14 protein-coding genes are annotated in these 14489 nt (G+C 71.7%); 8 read left to right on the plus strand and 6 right to left on the minus strand.

Annotated elements, in window-relative coordinates; translation table 11 throughout:
* Positions 1–94: 94 nt before the first annotated feature.
* From C4T42_RS06790 to hpnA, 6 genes are all read right to left on the minus strand, one after another.
* Positions 95–793, minus strand: a complete 699-nt coding sequence (locus C4T42_RS06790; protein ID WP_103984920.1) for a phosphorylase — start codon at positions 791–793, stop codon at positions 95–97.
* Positions 794–1026: 233 nt separating this feature from the next.
* A complete protein-coding gene (gene shc, locus C4T42_RS06795) occupies positions 1027–3024 on the minus strand; it encodes a squalene--hopene cyclase (RefSeq protein ID WP_020090627.1) in 1998 nt (665 codons plus the stop codon).
* 42 nt (positions 3025–3066) lie between these two features.
* The gene (hpnE, locus tag C4T42_RS06800; protein WP_103984921.1) at positions 3067–4368 is read right to left on the minus strand and encodes a hydroxysqualene dehydroxylase HpnE; all 1302 of its coding nucleotides are present in this window, start codon (positions 4366–4368) and stop codon (positions 3067–3069) included.
* Entirely contained in the window at positions 4368–5219 is an 852-nt protein-coding gene (gene hpnD, locus C4T42_RS06805; protein ID WP_020090629.1) for a presqualene diphosphate synthase HpnD, read from the minus strand. The genes hpnE and hpnD overlap by 1 nt, the downstream gene beginning before the upstream one ends.
* Positions 5216–6112: a squalene synthase HpnC gene (gene hpnC / locus C4T42_RS06810; RefSeq protein ID WP_103984922.1), complete on the minus strand. Its 897-nt coding sequence runs from the start codon at positions 6110–6112 to the stop codon at positions 5216–5218. Before hpnC ends, hpnD begins: the two co-directional genes overlap by 4 nt.
* The gene (hpnA, locus tag C4T42_RS06815) at positions 6109–7137 is read right to left on the minus strand and encodes a hopanoid-associated sugar epimerase (RefSeq protein ID WP_026604540.1); all 1029 of its coding nucleotides are present in this window, start codon (positions 7135–7137) and stop codon (positions 6109–6111) included. The genes hpnC and hpnA overlap by 4 nt, the downstream gene beginning before the upstream one ends.
* A 519-nt stretch (positions 7138–7656) precedes the next feature.
* Here hpnA and rpsF point away from each other — a divergent pair.
* The 8 genes from rpsF to C4T42_RS06855 all read left to right on the plus strand — a co-directional run bounded on the left by rpsF (position 7657) and on the right by C4T42_RS06855 (position 14465).
* Positions 7657–8118, plus strand: coding sequence for a 30S ribosomal protein S6 (gene rpsF, locus C4T42_RS06820; RefSeq protein WP_020090632.1), 462 nt, complete (start codon positions 7657–7659; stop codon positions 8116–8118).
* Between the two features lie 3 nt (positions 8119–8121).
* Entirely contained in the window at positions 8122–8373 is a 252-nt protein-coding gene (gene rpsR, locus C4T42_RS06825; protein ID WP_007561044.1) for a 30S ribosomal protein S18, read from the plus strand.
* 128 nt (positions 8374–8501) lie between these two features.
* Complete coding sequence (locus C4T42_RS06830) at positions 8502–9551, plus strand: DUF2232 domain-containing protein (protein WP_020090633.1); 1050 nt, start codon at positions 8502–8504, stop codon at positions 9549–9551.
* 41 nt (positions 9552–9592) lie between these two features.
* Complete coding sequence (gene rplI / locus C4T42_RS06835) at positions 9593–10165, plus strand: 50S ribosomal protein L9 (RefSeq protein WP_020090634.1); 573 nt, start codon at positions 9593–9595, stop codon at positions 10163–10165.
* A gap of 312 nt (positions 10166–10477) precedes the next feature.
* The gene (locus C4T42_RS06840) at positions 10478–11965 is read left to right on the plus strand and encodes a replicative DNA helicase (RefSeq protein WP_020090635.1); all 1488 of its coding nucleotides are present in this window, start codon (positions 10478–10480) and stop codon (positions 11963–11965) included.
* A 226-nt stretch (positions 11966–12191) separates the two neighbouring features.
* Positions 12192–12641 (plus strand): cupin domain-containing protein, encoded by a 450-nt coding sequence (locus tag C4T42_RS06845; RefSeq protein WP_091977743.1) that lies wholly within the window; start codon positions 12192–12194, stop codon positions 12639–12641.
* A 10-nt stretch (positions 12642–12651) separates the two neighbouring features.
* Entirely contained in the window at positions 12652–13554 is a 903-nt protein-coding gene (locus C4T42_RS06850) for an SMP-30/gluconolactonase/LRE family protein (RefSeq protein WP_103984923.1), read from the plus strand.
* Positions 13551–14465 carry a VOC family protein gene (locus C4T42_RS06855; protein ID WP_103984924.1) on the plus strand — a complete coding sequence of 305 codons (915 nt, stop codon included), beginning with the start codon at positions 13551–13553 and terminating at the stop codon, positions 14463–14465. Before C4T42_RS06850 ends, C4T42_RS06855 begins: the two co-directional genes overlap by 4 nt.
* The last annotated feature ends 24 nt before the right edge of the window (positions 14466–14489 follow it).

Here is a 14489-nt window from a genome sequence, read left to right on the forward strand (position 1 = left end):
GGTCCGCCCCGCGCCGTCTCGTGGTGACCTCCGACTCGCGCCGGCCGTACAGGCCGGCGCTTTTTCGTGGCTCACCTGACCGCGTTCGCGGGTCTCAGCGACCCGGGACCGGTATGCCCAGTCCCGGCCCGAGCCGCGTCCGGCACCGTCCCAGCGCCGCGAAGGCGGCGTTCGAGTCCCGGGCGAGGCGCATGAGGTCTCCCAGGCGTGCCCGGCCGCGCGCGAAGGCGAAGAACACCGCGGCGATGTCGGGCTCGCCGTCCGGCGTGAGGGCCGAGGCCGCGAAAACCGGGAGGGCCTGGTCGGCCGGATCGCAGATCACCCGCACGGCCGCGAAGGGCAGGCCGTGCCGGCCCGCGAAGGACGCGGCCACGTGCGATTCCATGTCGACGGCCGCGGCGCCGGTGGTGGTCCGCAGGTCCGTCTTGCCGTCGACCGCGAGCACCGCCGTGTCGACGCCCGCCAGATCCGCCGGGATCACCCGCGGCCCGACGCCGGACAGGAGGTTGAGCAGCGTGGCCGACAGGTCGAGATCGGCGGCGCGCCGCCCCTCCTCGCTCACCACGCCGGTGCCCACCACGACGTCGCCGGGCCGGAGCGAGGGATCGAGGCCGCCCGCGATGCCGAAGCTGACAACCGCCCGGCAGCCGGGCTGGCCGCGGGCCTCCAGGAGCTGGCGGAGCCGGTAGGGATTGCCGCCGGCTCCCACGGCCTCGACCCCCGCCCCCGCCGCCATGCGGCGCTCGCGGGCGAGGCCGGTAACGGCCAGGACGGGTGCGGCGGGATCGATCATGGCGCGCTCGTGGACGAGTCCGGCGAGGTCCGCAAGAAGGCGCGAGCGCCGAGGCGGGGTCCGGGCCGGATCCGACGCGGGGGGCGGTTCGTCCGGTCCCGCGGGATCGCTGTCTGAGGAGGCCACGTGTCTCGTACCGGGGCTCGCGGATCGGCTGTCGGGACGGTCGAGCGCGCCGCGATCCGGCGGAGCGGAGCCGGCCCGCCGGGCCGGCCCCAGGACGTCGGCGGACGTCACATGCCGAACTGGACGCGCCGGCTGTTGCCACGCTTGAGGTTGCGGAAGCGCGCCATCGCCCAGAGCGGGAAGAACTTCGGGTAACCATGGTACCGCAGGTAGAAGACCCGCGGGAAGCCCGTGGCGGTGTAGCGCTCCTCCTTCCAGAACCCGTCCGCGCCCTGCGTGCGGGTCAGGAAGTTGATGCCCCGGGTCACGGCCGGGTCGTCGACCGCGCCGGCCGCCATCAGGGCGAGGAGCGCCCAGGCGGTCTGCGAGGCGGTGGACGAGCCGGGCTCGAAGGCCGGGTCGATCTTGTACGAGGAGGCGTCCTCGCCCCAGCCGCCATCCGGGTTCTGGATCCGGATCAGCCAGGACACGGCCTTCTGGATGCGCGGATCGGCGGAGTCGACCCCGGCGGCGTTGAGGGCGCAGAGCACCGACCACGTGCCGTAGATGAAGTTCATGCCCCAGCGGCCGTACCACGAGCCGTCCTCCTCCTGATCATTCAGGAGGTAGTTCACGCCGCGGTCGAGGGCGCGGGAGGTCTCCCGGGTCTCGCCGAGCTGGGACAGCATCCCGACCACGCGGGCGGTCACGTCCGCGGTCGGCGGGTCGAGCAGCGCGCCGTGATCCGAGAACGGGATGTGGTTGAGGTACATGTGGTTGTTGTCGGCGTCGAACGCCGCCCAGCCACCGTCCTCGGATTGCAGCCCCTCGACCCATTCCCGGGCGCGGGCGATCGCGGCCTTGTAGTCCGGCATGCCGGCGACGAGGCCGTGCTGGTGCATGGCCCGGTCCATCGCCATCACCACCACGGCGGTGTCGTCGAGGTCGGGATAATGCGCGTTGGCGTACTGGAAGGCCCAGCCGCCCGGCCGGACCTTCGGCTTGCGCGCCGCCCAGTCGCCGACGATGTCGAGCACCTGCCGGGGCTTCAGCCAGTCCAGACCGGCGCGGGCCTGGGCCTCGGCCTCGGGGCCGCCGGCCTCGAGCAGCGCGTGGCTCGCGAGCGCCGTGTCCCAGACCGGCGAGACGCAGGGCTGGACGTAGGCCTCGTCGGCCTTCTCGACGACGAGCTTCTCGATGGCGTCGCAGGCGACGCGGACCTGCGGGTGATCGGGCCGGTAGCCCATCACCTCGTACATCAGCACCGAGTTGACCATGGCGGGGAAGATGGCGCCCAGGCCGTCCTCGCCGTTGAGGCGCTCGCTCACCCAGGCGCGCGCCATCTCCATGGCGCGCTGCCGGCTCTTGCGCGGCAGGTGGTTCTCGACCCTCTGCAGCACCCGGTCGATGAAGCCGAAGATCGGGGTCCAGGGCCACGTGGCGTGGGGCGAGCCCGGCCAGGAGCGGACGCTCTCCGGCGGGGTGACGAACAGCTCCTGCACGCTGATGCCGCGGGGATTGCGCGCCCGGGGCTTGGTCGCCTGCAGCACGAACAGCGGCACCACGGTGGTGCGGGCCCAGTAGCTGATCTTGTCGAGGTGGAACGGGAACCACTTCGGCAGGAACATCACCTCGACGGGCATCACCGGCACGGCGCGCCACGGCACCTCGCCGTAGAGGGCCAGCATGAAGCGGGTGAACACGTTGGCGTTGGCCGCGCCGCCGCGGGACAGGATGCCCTCGCGCGCCCGGCGCATGTGCGGCGCCTCGATGTCGTCGCCGATCATCTTGAGGGCGAAATACGCCTTGACCGTGCAGCTCATGTCGAACGGCCCCTCGTGGACGAGGGCCCATCCGCCGTGCCGCCCCTGGGTGCGGCGGAGGTAATTGCCGATCTTGGCCTCGAGGTCGCCGGGGACCCGCGTGCCGCGGAAATGGTGGAACAGGATGTACTCGGACGGGATCGTGGCATCCGCCTCGAGCTCGAAGCAGATGTGCCCGTCGTCGTGCGCCAGGGCGGTCAGCGCGCGCGTCGCCTGCGCCACGCCGCGCTCGACGTCCTCGAGCGAGATCCCCTGAGTCTTCGAGCGCTGCAGCGCCTCGACTTTGCTAACGGCCTCTCTCATAGTCCTCGCCTCGAACGACCGCCTCGCGGCGGACGCCATGCCTCAAGCTGCGCCGCGCACCTGGGTTCCAGCACGCGCGGCAGATCCCGCACGCAAGGAACGTGCGGCCGTCTGGCCAGAGCGGATCGCTCCCTCGATCGTCGACGGCAGGCCGGTGGCGGTCCAATCGCCTGCCAGGACGAGATTGTCGTAGGCGGTTTCGGCCTTCGGGCGCCGCGCGGCTTCCGCCGGCGTCGCCGCGAAGGTCGCACGCTTCTCCTTTACGATCTGCCAGCTGGGCAGGTCGGGTGCAAGGTTGCACAACTGTGCGATCTCGGCCCAGATCTGCCGCGCGAGGTCTTCGCGGGGCACGTCGAGGAGCCGGTCGGCACCGCTGATCGTGACCGAATACCGGTCGGGATAGGCGAAAAGCCACTCCGTGAGGCTGTTGACCACGCCGAGGACGAGCGGGCTGCCGGGCTTCGGCACCAGCGCGAAATGCGCGTTCACGATAGAGCGGAATTCCACCGGTGCGAGGAGACCGGGCAACACCTCCCGGGCGACCCACGGCGGCAGCGCCAGCACGACGCCGTCCTCCGGACCGAGGGTCTCGGCACCGTCCGAGAACACGAGCTGCCCGACGCGGCCGTCCGCGAGGTCGAGGCCGCGCAGGCGCCGGCCGAGGCGGATCTCGCAGCCGCGGCTCGTGAGGTAGCGGATCGCCGGATCTACGAAGGCGTAGGACAGCCCTTCGACGGCCACGAGCGGGCGGCAGGCCTTGCCGCCCGCCCCCAGGGTCTCGCGCAGGATCCGCGCCGCCAGTCCGACGTCGCTGTCGCGGGGCTCGGTGTTGAGGGCCGCGAGCAGCACCGGGTGCCAGAGGCGCCGGTAGAGCGTGCCCTCGCAGGCCATGTGGGCGCCGATCGTGCCGCCCGCGCCCTCCGCCTTGCCGGAGGCCGCGCGCAGGATCCCGAGGGGCGCGAGGTAGTCCCGCGCCCGGGTGCCGGGGACGCGGCGGGCCGGGCTCATGACCCACCAGGGCAGCCGCCCGGCATTGGGCCGAAGCCGCCAGCGCTCGCCGGTCTTCAGGTCGGCGAAGTCGAACTCCGCCACGTCCGGCCCCACCAGGGCGTCGGCCGGCGCGCCGATCGTCCGGAGGAACCCGATGGAATCGGCGTTGCCGGACAGGAGCAGGTGGTTGCCGTTGTCGATGGTCAGGCCGAGGGCCGGGTCGTAGTACGAGCGGCAGCGGCCGCCGGCCTGCTTGGCGGCCTCGTGCAGGACCACCCGGGCGCCGGATTCGGCGAGCGCGACGGAAGCGGCGAGGCCGGCGAGGCCGGCGCCGACGACGTGGACGGTGCCCATCAGATCAGGCCGTGCCGGACGACGACGCCCAGCAGCGCGAGCTTGCCGGGCTTCACCCGGGCGCGGGGCATCGCCCAGCCGCGCGCGAGGACCGCCTTGAGGTAGAGGTGATAGGCGGCGGCCATCAGCCGGGCGGCCTTGGTCGCCTTGCGGGGGCTGCGCCGGATGATTTCCCAGGTCGCCTGGTAGTGATCCTCGGCCTCGCGGGCGAGGGAGATGCAGACCTCGCCGATGCGGGGGTGGCCGATCGCCTCTGCCGGCGTCGGGTCGGTGAGGCCGATCGCCCGGAGCTTCTCGCGCGGCAGGTAGAGGCGGCCGCGCTCGGCATCCTCGTCGATGTCGCGCAGGATGTTGGTGAGCTGGAGCGCGCGGCCCTGGTGCCACGCCAGCCGGATGCCGTCCGCCTCCGGCATGCCGAAGATCCGCACCGACAGCCGGCCCACCGCGCTGGCGACCCGGTCACAGTAGAGGTCGAGGGTCTCGGCGTCGGGGGCGACGATGTCCTCGACGGCGTCCATCGCCATGCCGTCGATGACCGCCTGGAAATCCTCGCGCTTCAGGCCGAATCGGCGCACGGGCTCCACGAGGTCGCGCACCCGCGGGGCCGGGCGGCCGGCGTAGAGCGCGTCGATATCGGCCCGCCAGCGGTCGAGCTCGACCTGCCGGACGGCTCGGGTGCCGCCGTCGTCGGCGACGTCGTCGACGGCGCGGCAGAAGGCGTAGACGGCGTACATCGCCTCCCGCCGCTCCTTCGGCAGCAGGCGCATCGCCGTGTAGAAGGAGGAGCCGGCGGCGGGCAGCGCCGGGGCGGCGCTCGCGTGGTCCTGGGCGGGCGTGGCGGTGGCGGTCACGAGCGGATTCCCTGAGCCGCGGCCCGGACGGTCCGGCCGCGGAAGGGCCGGCGCGCCAGGGTGGCGGCGACGCCGCCCAGCGCCGTCAGCGCGAAGGCGGCCTTGCCGTGATGGACTTTCTCCGAGAGCGGGTCGCGCTCCAGCAGGCCCCGGCTCAGCACGACGGCGAGCCGGTGGATGGCGGCGATCTCCAGAGACAGGCGCAGGTCGTCGATCAGGTCCGGCAGGACCGCGCCCTCGTCGAGGAGGTCGAGGCAGCGCTGCGCCAGCTCGCGGATCGCGGCCCGGAGCTGCGGCGGCGCCTTCTCCTCCCCGAGCATCCCCACGGTGGCACCGTGGCGGTCGAGGCAATCCTGCGGGAGGTAGACCCGGTCGAGCGCCGCGAAGTCCTTGCCGCAATCCTGGAGGTGGTTGATCACCTGGAGCGCCGCGCAGATGGCGTCGGACGCCCGGTAGACCCGGGCCGGGTCTTCGCCGTGCACGTCGAGGACGTAGCGGCCCACCGGCATCGCCGAGTAGCGGCAGTAGTGGATCAGCTCGTCCCAGTCCGCGTAGCGGTTCTTGCGCGCGTCCATGCGGAACGCGTCGAGGAGTTCCAGGGCGTGCCGGGACGGCAGGCCGCGGGCCGCGAGCTCGCGCTTCAGCGGCTCGGCCTCGGGATCGGACGGCCCGGCGCCGGTGAGCGCGTCGGCGAGGCGGTCGAGCAGCTCGATCTTGCGCTCGGGCGACAGGGCGGCGTGATCGGCCACGTCGTCGCCGGCGCGGACGAAGTTGTAGAACGCCAGGATCGCGCCCCGGTGGCGGGGATGGATCAGGTGCGAGGCGACGGGGAAGTTCTCGTCGCGGTGCCCCTTGCCGGAGCGCGTCGCGGTGGCGGAATCGAGGGTGCTCATGCGAGGTAGCCCGCCTCCCGGAACCACGTGATCGCGTCCGACAGGCCCTCGCGGTACGGCCGGGCCGTGTAGCCGAGTTCGGCGCGCGCCTTCCTGTCCGAGAAGAACATCCGGTAGCGCGACATGCGGATCCCGTCGATCGTCGCGAAGGGCTGCCTGCCGGTGACCCGCGCGGCGAGTTGCGCGAAGAACGCCACCGGGTAGACGGCGGCCCGGGGCAGATTCACGGTCGGCGGCTTGCGCCCGACCATGCCGGCGATGTCGGCGAGCATCTGCGAGAGGAACACGTCCTCGCCGCCGAGGATGTAGCGCTCGCCGATGCGGCCCTTGCGCAGCGCCAGGAGGTGTCCCTGGGCCACGTCGTCCACGTGGGCGAGGTTGAGCCCGGTATCGACGAAGGCCGGCATCTTGCCGAGCGCCGCCTCCTGGATGATCCGGCCGGTCGGCGTCGGCTTGACGTCGCGGGGACCGATCGGCGTCGACGGGTTGACGATCACCGCCCGCAGGCCGTCCCGGGCGACCATCTCCTCGACCACCCGCTCGGCCACGACCTTGCTGCGCTTGTAGGCGCCGATCGCGGTCTCGGGCGTCAGCGGCATGGTCTCGTCGGAGGGCGTGACGCCGTCGGCCGGCGGTTTGATCGTCGCGACGCTCGACGTGTAGACGACACGCTCCACGCCGGCCTCGAGCGCCGCGCGCATCATCAGGCGCGTGCCGTCGCGGTTCGTGCGGACGATCTCCTCCATGTCCGGCGCCCAGAGCCGGTAATCGGCCGCGGCGTGGATCAGGTAGCGCTGACCGCGCATCGCCGCCGCCACGGCGGCCGGGTCGCGCATGTCGCCCTCGGCGATCTCGACGTCGGTCCAGGTGAGGTTGCGGCGGGGGCTCGACGCGCGCACGAGGATGCGCACCGGGAAGCCGGCCCGGCGGAACACGTCGACCAGGGCTGAGCCGAGGAAGCCGCTCGCGCCGGTGATCAGCACGGGACCGACCTCGGACGGGCCGGAAGCTGGGGCCTCTGCCATCGCGGATCTGGAGGATTACCGAAAACCAGTGCGGCCGGGGATCCCCAGCCGCGCCGCGCTTGTGTCATCGAACCGCCCGAGCGGCAAGCTTGAGCGGTGCCGGACAGGGTCGCGCCGCGGCGCGGCACGCGCCCGTGGGCGTGTTCCGCACAACAGGCGGGGCCGTCCCGGCAGGGCCCGGCACGGGACGCGCGGCCCGAATCCCCGCGGCCGCGGGGAGTTCGGGCCCGCCACCCAAGCCGCGACCCACGACGCGACCTTGCCACGACCTTGCCAGGTCGCGAAAAACCGACTATGCGCCGCCCCTCGCGTTCGCTCCGGCCGGGGGCTGAACGGACGGTGCCGCTCGCGGCACAGGGCTCTCCCAGATCCCGTCGTCCGGTGTCTCCGCCTTCGATCAACCGCTCGGGCCTGAAAATCGGCTCGAAGGGCTTGGCGCCGAGCGTAGCGCGAGATGAACCGGCCCGAATCAGCCGCCTTCCGGCGGCCGGGCTCCTTTTGACGATGAAAGGCCCGACAATGCCTCTCTACGAGCATGTGCTCTTGGCCCGCCAGGACGTGACGTCCCAGCAGGTCGAGACGATGATCGACACCTACAAGGGTGTGATCGAGCAGAACGGTGGCCGTCTCGAGAAGATCGAGATGTGGGGCGTGAAGTCCCTCGCCTACCGGATCAAGAAGAACCGCAAGGCGCACTTCGCCCTCCTCAACATCGACGCCCCGCCGGCCGCCATCGCCGAGATGGAGCGCCAGATGCAGATCTCCGAGGACGTGCTGCGCTTCATGACCATCCGGGTCGAGGAGCTCGATTCCGAGCCGTCCGCCATGATGCAGAAGCGCGACCGCGACGACCGCAAGGATCGCGAGCGCGGCCGTCGTCGCGATGACGAGGGCTTCGGCGGTGGCGGCTTCGGCGGCGACCGTGGTGACCGCGGCGATCGCGGTGACCGCGGCGAGCGCAGCTTCGGCGGGGAGGGCTAACCCATGGCATTCGGTGCTGGTGCGGGCGGCGGACGCCGTCCCTTCTTCCGTCGTCGCAAGACCTGCCCGTTCTCCGGCGCGAACGCGCCGAAGATCGACTACAAGGACGTCAAGCTCCTGTCCCGCTACGTGTCCGAGCGCGGCAAGATCGTGCCGTCGCGGATCACTGCGGTCTCGGCCAAGAAGCAGCGCGAGCTCGCCCAGGCGATCAAGCGCGCCCGCTTCCTCGGCCTGCTGCCCTACGTGATCAAGTAGGCCATCAGAACCCGCCGGCCCGGCATCTGCCCGGGCCGGCCCTCCCAGAGGGCGGCTCGCGCCGCCCGATCGTTGGGGCGCGTAGCCGCCTCTAACCCTGCCGTACCGGCAGCGGGACAGCGGAATTCATGGCACAGCACATCGGCATCGGTATCGGCGCAGGCCTCGTCTCCGCACTCCTGTTCGGGGTGCTGCTGAAGGCGACGCCGCTCGCGATCCTGCTCTACCTCGTGGCGCCGCTTCCGATCCTGATCGTCGGCCTGGGCTGGAGCCACAAGGCCGCGCTCGCCGCGGCCGCCGCCGGCAGCCTCGCGCTGGTCCTGGTGATCGCGCCCTTCCTGGGACTGGCCTTCGCGGCCTACATCGCCCTGCCCGCCTGGTGGCTCGCCTACCTCGCGCTCCTCGGGCGCGAGACGCCCGCCGGCCTCGAATGGTACCCGACCGGCCGCCTGCTCGGCTGGATCGCCGCCACGGCCGCCCTCGCCTTCATCGCCATTGCGGTCCTGTCGTCGCCGAACCACGCCGCCTTCGACGCGCAGCTGCGCGGGCTCGCCCAGACCCTGGTCCAGACGCGGCTGCCCTCCGCCCGCCCGTCCCCCGAGACCCCGCGCGCAGACGCCCCGCGCGCCGACGCGCCCTCGACCGGCGGCGAGGCGGGCGGCAAGGACGGGGCGGCGACGCCCGGTCCGGCCCCGCAGGCCGACGCCGACCCGGCGGACGTCACGCGGGCCGAGGTGGCGGACGCCCTCGCCCGCGTCGTGCCCGCCTTCGCGGCGAACGGCCTCGCCCTGCTGCTGGCCTTCTACCTCTGGGCGTCGGCCCGGATCGTGAAGATCTCCGGCCGCCTGCCGCGGCCCTGGCCCGACATCCCCTCGACTGCCATGCCGCGCAGCACGCTCGTGGCGGTCGCGGCGGCCGTCGGGATGTGCTTCGCGCCCGGCTATGTCGGCGTGTTCGGGGTCGCGCTGCTCGGCGCGTTCAGCGCCGCCTTCGCCCTCCAGGGGCTCGCCGCCTTCCACGACCGCTCCCGCGGCCGGCCGGGGCGCGGGCTCATGCTGTTCGGCATGTACCTGATCCTGTTCGTGACCCAGGGCATCGCCCTGGTCGCCCTGACCCTGTTCGGCCTCGCCGACACAGCCCTCGACCGCCGACGCCCCAAGGGCGATCCGGCGCCGTGAGACCCCGGCCCGCGTGGCCGAACACCTGAAGGAGAAAGACCATGGAAGTGATCCTGCTCGAGCGCGTGGCCAAGCTTGGCCAGATGGGCGAGACCGTGAATGTCCGTCCGGGCTTCGCCCGCAACTTCCTGCTCGCCCGCGGCAAGGCCCTGCGCGCGACGGAAGCCAACAAGAAGCACTTCGAGGCCCAGCGCGCCCAGCTCGAGGCCCGCAACCTCGACCGCAAGAAGGACGCCGAGGTCGTCGCCGAGAAGCTGAACGGCCAGAGCTTCGTCCTCATCCGTCAGTCCGGCGAGACCGGCGTTCTCTACGGCTCGGTCTCGACCCGCGACCTCGCCGAGGTCGTCGCGAAGGAGGGCTTCACGGTCGATCGCGGTCAGTTCACCCTGAACCAGCCGATCAAGACGCTGGGCCTTCACACGGTCCCGGTGGTGCTGCACCCCGAGGTCGAGGTGGAGATCACCGTCAACGTCGCCCGCAGCCCCGAGGAGGCCGAGCGTCAGGCCCGCGGCGAGTCGGTGACCGAGCGCGAGGCGTTCAACCTCGACGACCTCGGCCTCGAGGTCGGTCAGGCGCTGGCCGATGCCGGCGAGGGCGCCGACGACCGCGGCTGATTCCCGTTTGCAGGCCCGACCGGCCGGCCAACCGGCCGGTCGGGCCTGCGGCGGCGTGGCCGGGCAGCGAGGCCGACCCCGCCGTGTATACCGGTGAACACTGGGGATGATGGTCCCCGAGACTTGACACGTTCCAGTTTTGTTCCAGCATGGACGCCCGCCCCTCGCGAGAGTCGGCGGGCGTCCGCTTTTCCGCGCCCCGGCCCGGGAGAACCGGCCGTCGGCTAGGCTTCGGTAACCATACCGGCGCCAAGGTCGTGCGGTGTGATCCTGGCGCGCCCGCCGCGGCGCCTGATACGGAGTCGTCCGCCGATGGCCTTGCCCAATGCGCTCACGGCCAAGCTCGAAGCGGTCCAGGCCGAGTACCGCGTCGCCCCGCACAACATCGACGCGGAGCAGGCGCTGCTGGGCGCGATCCTGGTGAACAACGACGCCTATTACCGGGTTTCGGACTTCCTGCTGGCCGAGCACTTCATGGAGGATGCCCACCAGCAGATCTTCACGGTGGCGGCCTCCCTGATCAAGGCCGGCAAGCTCGCCACGCCCATCACCATGAAGACCTATCTGGGCGACGCCGATTTCGGCGGCCAGACGGTGATGCAGTACCTCGCGCGCCTCGCCGCCGACGCGACGACGGTGATCAACGCCGGCGAGTACGGCCGCACGATCTACGACCTCGCCATCCGTCGCCGGCTGATCACCATCGGCGAGGATCTGGTGAACGGCGCCTACGAGGCGCCGGTGGAGCAGGCGCCCAGGGACCAGATCGAGGAGACCGAGCGCCGGCTCTACGAGCTGGCCGAGGCCGGACGCTACGACGGCGGCTTCCAGAAATTCTCGGACGCGCTGACCGCCGCGGTCGACATGGCCGCCAAGGCCTACCAGCGCGACGGCAAGCTCTCGGGCATCGCCACGGGTCTGTCCGACCTCGACGCCAAGATGGGCGGCCTGCAGCCCTCCGATCTGATCATCCTCGCGGGGCGCCCGGCTATGGGCAAGACCTCGCTGGTGACCAACATCGCCTTCAACATCGCCAAGGCCTACCGCGGCGAGAAGCAGCCGGACGGCACGACCCGGACCGTGAACGGCGGCATCGTGGGCTTCTTCTCGCTGGAAATGTCGGCCGAGCAGCTCGCGACCCGCATCATCGCCGAGCAGTCGGGCGTGCCCTCCTACAAGATCCGCCGCGGCGACATCCGGCCCGAGGATTTCTACAAGATCACCGACGCCGCCCGGGACATGCAGACGATCCCGTTCTACATCGACCAGAGCGGCGGCATCTCGATCGCCCAGCTCGCCGCCCGGGCCCGGCGCCTGAAGCGCCAGAAGGGCCTCGACCTGCTGATCGTCGACTACCTCCAGCTCCTCTCGGGCTCGGGCAAGCGCAGCGACAACCGCGTGCAGGAGATGACCGAGATCACGACGGGCATGAAGGCGCTCGCCAAGGAGCTGGCGGTTCCGATCATCGGCCTGTCGCAGCTCTCCCGTCAGGTGGAGAACCGCGACGATAAGCGTCCGCAGCTTGCCGACCTGCGCGAGTCGGGCTCGATCGAGCAGGACGCCGACGTCGTCATGTTCGTGTTCCGCGAGGAGTATTACGTCGGGAACAAGAAGCCCCGCGAAGGGACCGAGGAGTTCTTCGCCTGGGAAGCCGAGATGCAGCGCGTCCACGGCAAGGCCGAGGTGATCCTCGGCAAGCAGCGTCACGGCCCCACCGGCACCGTGGAGCTGCAGTTCGACGCGAACATCACCCGGTTCTCGAACCTCGCGCAGACGGACCGGATCCCCGAGCAGATGTGAGCGTCGCGCCGTCATCGCGAGCGCGGCGAGGCGAGCCGGGCCGGCGCGCGATCGCCGAGTGTGGCGCCGGCTGGGTTGCTTCGCTCCGCTCGCAAGGACGGTGAGGAGCTTTGCTGACCGGGACTCGGAGCGATGTCCCGGTCGTTCTGGCCTTCGTCGGGAGCCGCGAACCATCGCCAAGCCCGGCCGTTGTGGGAGGGTGTGTCCCGCCGCGGCAGGAGCGACGATGAGCGAGCCGACCCCTCCGAAGATGCCGTACTGGCACGTCTACACCGATGTGGAGGGTGTCAGCCGCCAGGAGCTGTTCCACCTCGAGCGGTTCAAGTTCGAGGGGATCAACCCCGAGACCGCGCCGCAGTGGAACGACAAGATGGACCCGGCGCCGTCGGTTGTGACCTTCACGGTTCTGCCGGTCGGCTGGGTCGGCGAGTGGCACGAGAATCCGCGGCCGCAATGGATCGCCGTCCTGTCGGGCCGCTGGTTCGTCGAGACGATGGACGGCCACCGGGTCGAGATGGGCCCGGGCGAGCTGATGATGGGCGAGGACCAGAACACCAAGGCGCGCGACGGCCGGAAGGGCCACCTGTCCGGGACGGTGGGTGACGAGCCCTGCACGATGATCGTGACCGGGCTCCAGGTCGAGCCGACCGTCAATCAGCCCGGCCGCTTCAAGTAGGGGCGGTTCCATGGACGGCTTCGAACTCACGCAGCCGCGCTTCAAGGCCTACATCCTGCCGAACGCGCCGCTGCAGAAGCTCGCGGACGGGTTCCGCTGGACCGAGGGCGCGGTCTGGTTCGGCGACCGCGACGAGCTCCTGTTCTCGGACCTCCCCAACAACCGGGTGATGCGCTGGTCGGAATCGGCCGGCCTGAGCGTCTACCGCGAGGCCAGCGATTTCGAGAACGGCCACGCCCGCGACCGCCAGGGGCGGATGCTGTCCTGCTCGCACCGCGGCCGGCGCATCCATCGGACCGAGCTCGACGGGCGGGTCACGGGCCTGGTCGAGCATTACCGGGGGCGACGCCTGAACTCGCCCAACGACATCGTCTGCAAGTCGGACGGGACGATCTGGTTCTCGGACCCGCCCTACGGCATCCAGACCGACTACGAGGGCGGCAAGCAGGAATCCGAACTGCCCGCCGCCGTCTACCGCTTCGATCCGCGCGACGGCTCGCTGCGGGTGGTGGCCGACGACTTCCAGGGGCCGAACGGGCTCTGCTTCTCGCCCGACGAGCGCAGGCTCTACATCGTCGAGACCGGGCTGCAGTTCGACACCGATCCGCTCCAGCATGTGCGCGTCTTCGACGTGGCCGAGGACGGCAGCCTGTCGGGCGGCGACGTGTTCTGCCGGATCGCGCCCGGTAACGCCGACGGCATCCGGTGCGACGAGCACGGCAATGTCTGGTCGAGCGCCGGCGACGGGGTCCACTGCATCGACCCCGGCGGCGAGCTGGTCGGCAAGATTTTCGTGCCCGCGACGGTCGCCAATCTCACCTTCGGCGGACGCAACGACAGCCGCCTGTTCCTGTGCGCCTCGCAAGCGCTCTACGCGATCTACGTGAACGTGCGGGGAGCACCGCTCCTGTGAGCGGCACCGCTCCCGAGGGCGGCGTGCGGGCCCTCGCGGGGTTCGGCCGCACGGTCGCGGACCTCGCCGTCACGGAGGCCTTCTACCGGGACGGGCTCGGCTTCGCGCGGGCCGCCCCGCCGGAGCCGGTTCCCGCCGCGCAGGCGGAGGCGATGGGGCTTGCGGACCGGCGCACCACCCAGCTGCGCATGCGCCTCGGCGGGCAGACCGTGACCTTCCTGGCGGTCGATCCGCCCGGCGCGCCCTACCCGGCCGATCCCGCGGCGACCGACCCGTTCTTCCAGCACCTCGCGATCCCGGTCCGCGACATGGAAGCCGCGGCCGCGCGACTGGCACGGCTCGCCCCGACGCCGATCAGCCGCGGCGGGCCGCGGCGCCTGCCGGCCTCCACGGGGGGCGTGATCGCCTACAAGTTCCGCGACCCCGACGGGCATCCCCTGGAGCTGATCTTCTTCCCCGACGGCCCCGCGGCCGCCCGCTGGCGCGACCCGCCGGGCCTGTTCCTGGGGATCGATCACTCGGCGATCACCGTCACCGACCTCGACGCCACCCTGGCCTTCCTGACCGGCCCCCTCGGGCTGGCGGTGACGGAGCGCGGCCTGAACCGCGGGCCGGAGCAGGCGCGCCTCGACGGAGTCGACGATCCGCAGGTCGACGTGATCGCCCTGGCGCCGCCGGACCCCGCGCCGCACGTGGAGCTCCTGCATTACCGCACGCCCGTGACCGAGCGGCGGCTCGTCGTCGAGCCCGCCGACCGGGCCGCCACCCGCTACCTGTTCACCGCAGCGGATCCGCGGGCCCTGTCGCGGCGCCTGCGCGAGAGCGGGCGAACGCCGCGGACCTCCGCCGACGGCACGGCAGCCTACTGCGCCGGCCCGGACGGACACGGCTTCTTGTTCGTGCGCGGCTGAGGCCTCCGTTCCGGGAGCGTGCCC

The organism is Methylobacterium sp. 190mf (genome assembly GCF_900107945.1).
Lineage (GTDB): Bacteria > Pseudomonadota > Alphaproteobacteria > Rhizobiales > Beijerinckiaceae > Methylobacterium.

Excerpts from the sequence above, each read along its gene's own strand:
- C4T42_RS06790 (WP_103984920.1), bottom strand. The coding sequence starts at position 793 with ATGATCGATCCCGCCGCACCCGTCCTGGCCGTTACCGGCCTCGCCCGC.
- shc (WP_020090627.1), bottom strand. The coding sequence starts at position 3,024 with ATGAGAGAGGCCGTTAGCAAAGTCGAGGCGCTGCAGCGCTCGAAGACT.
- hpnE (WP_103984921.1), bottom strand. The coding sequence starts at position 4,368 with ATGGGCACCGTCCACGTCGTCGGCGCCGGCCTCGCCGGCCTCGCCGCT.
- hpnC (WP_103984922.1), bottom strand. The coding sequence starts at position 6,112 with ATGAGCACCCTCGATTCCGCCACCGCGACGCGCTCCGGCAAGGGGCAC.
- hpnA (WP_026604540.1), bottom strand. The coding sequence starts at position 7,137 with ATGGCAGAGGCCCCAGCTTCCGGCCCGTCCGAGGTCGGTCCCGTGCTG.
- rpsF (WP_020090632.1), top strand. The coding sequence starts at position 7,657 with ATGCCTCTCTACGAGCATGTGCTCTTGGCCCGCCAGGACGTGACGTCC.
- rpsR (WP_007561044.1), top strand. The coding sequence starts at position 8,122 with ATGGCATTCGGTGCTGGTGCGGGCGGCGGACGCCGTCCCTTCTTCCGT.
- C4T42_RS06830 (WP_020090633.1), top strand. The coding sequence starts at position 8,502 with ATGGCACAGCACATCGGCATCGGTATCGGCGCAGGCCTCGTCTCCGCA.
- rplI (WP_020090634.1), top strand. The coding sequence starts at position 9,593 with ATGGAAGTGATCCTGCTCGAGCGCGTGGCCAAGCTTGGCCAGATGGGC.
- C4T42_RS06840 (WP_020090635.1), top strand. The coding sequence starts at position 10,478 with ATGGCCTTGCCCAATGCGCTCACGGCCAAGCTCGAAGCGGTCCAGGCC.
- C4T42_RS06845 (WP_091977743.1), top strand. The coding sequence starts at position 12,192 with ATGAGCGAGCCGACCCCTCCGAAGATGCCGTACTGGCACGTCTACACC.
- C4T42_RS06850 (WP_103984923.1), top strand. The coding sequence starts at position 12,652 with ATGGACGGCTTCGAACTCACGCAGCCGCGCTTCAAGGCCTACATCCTG.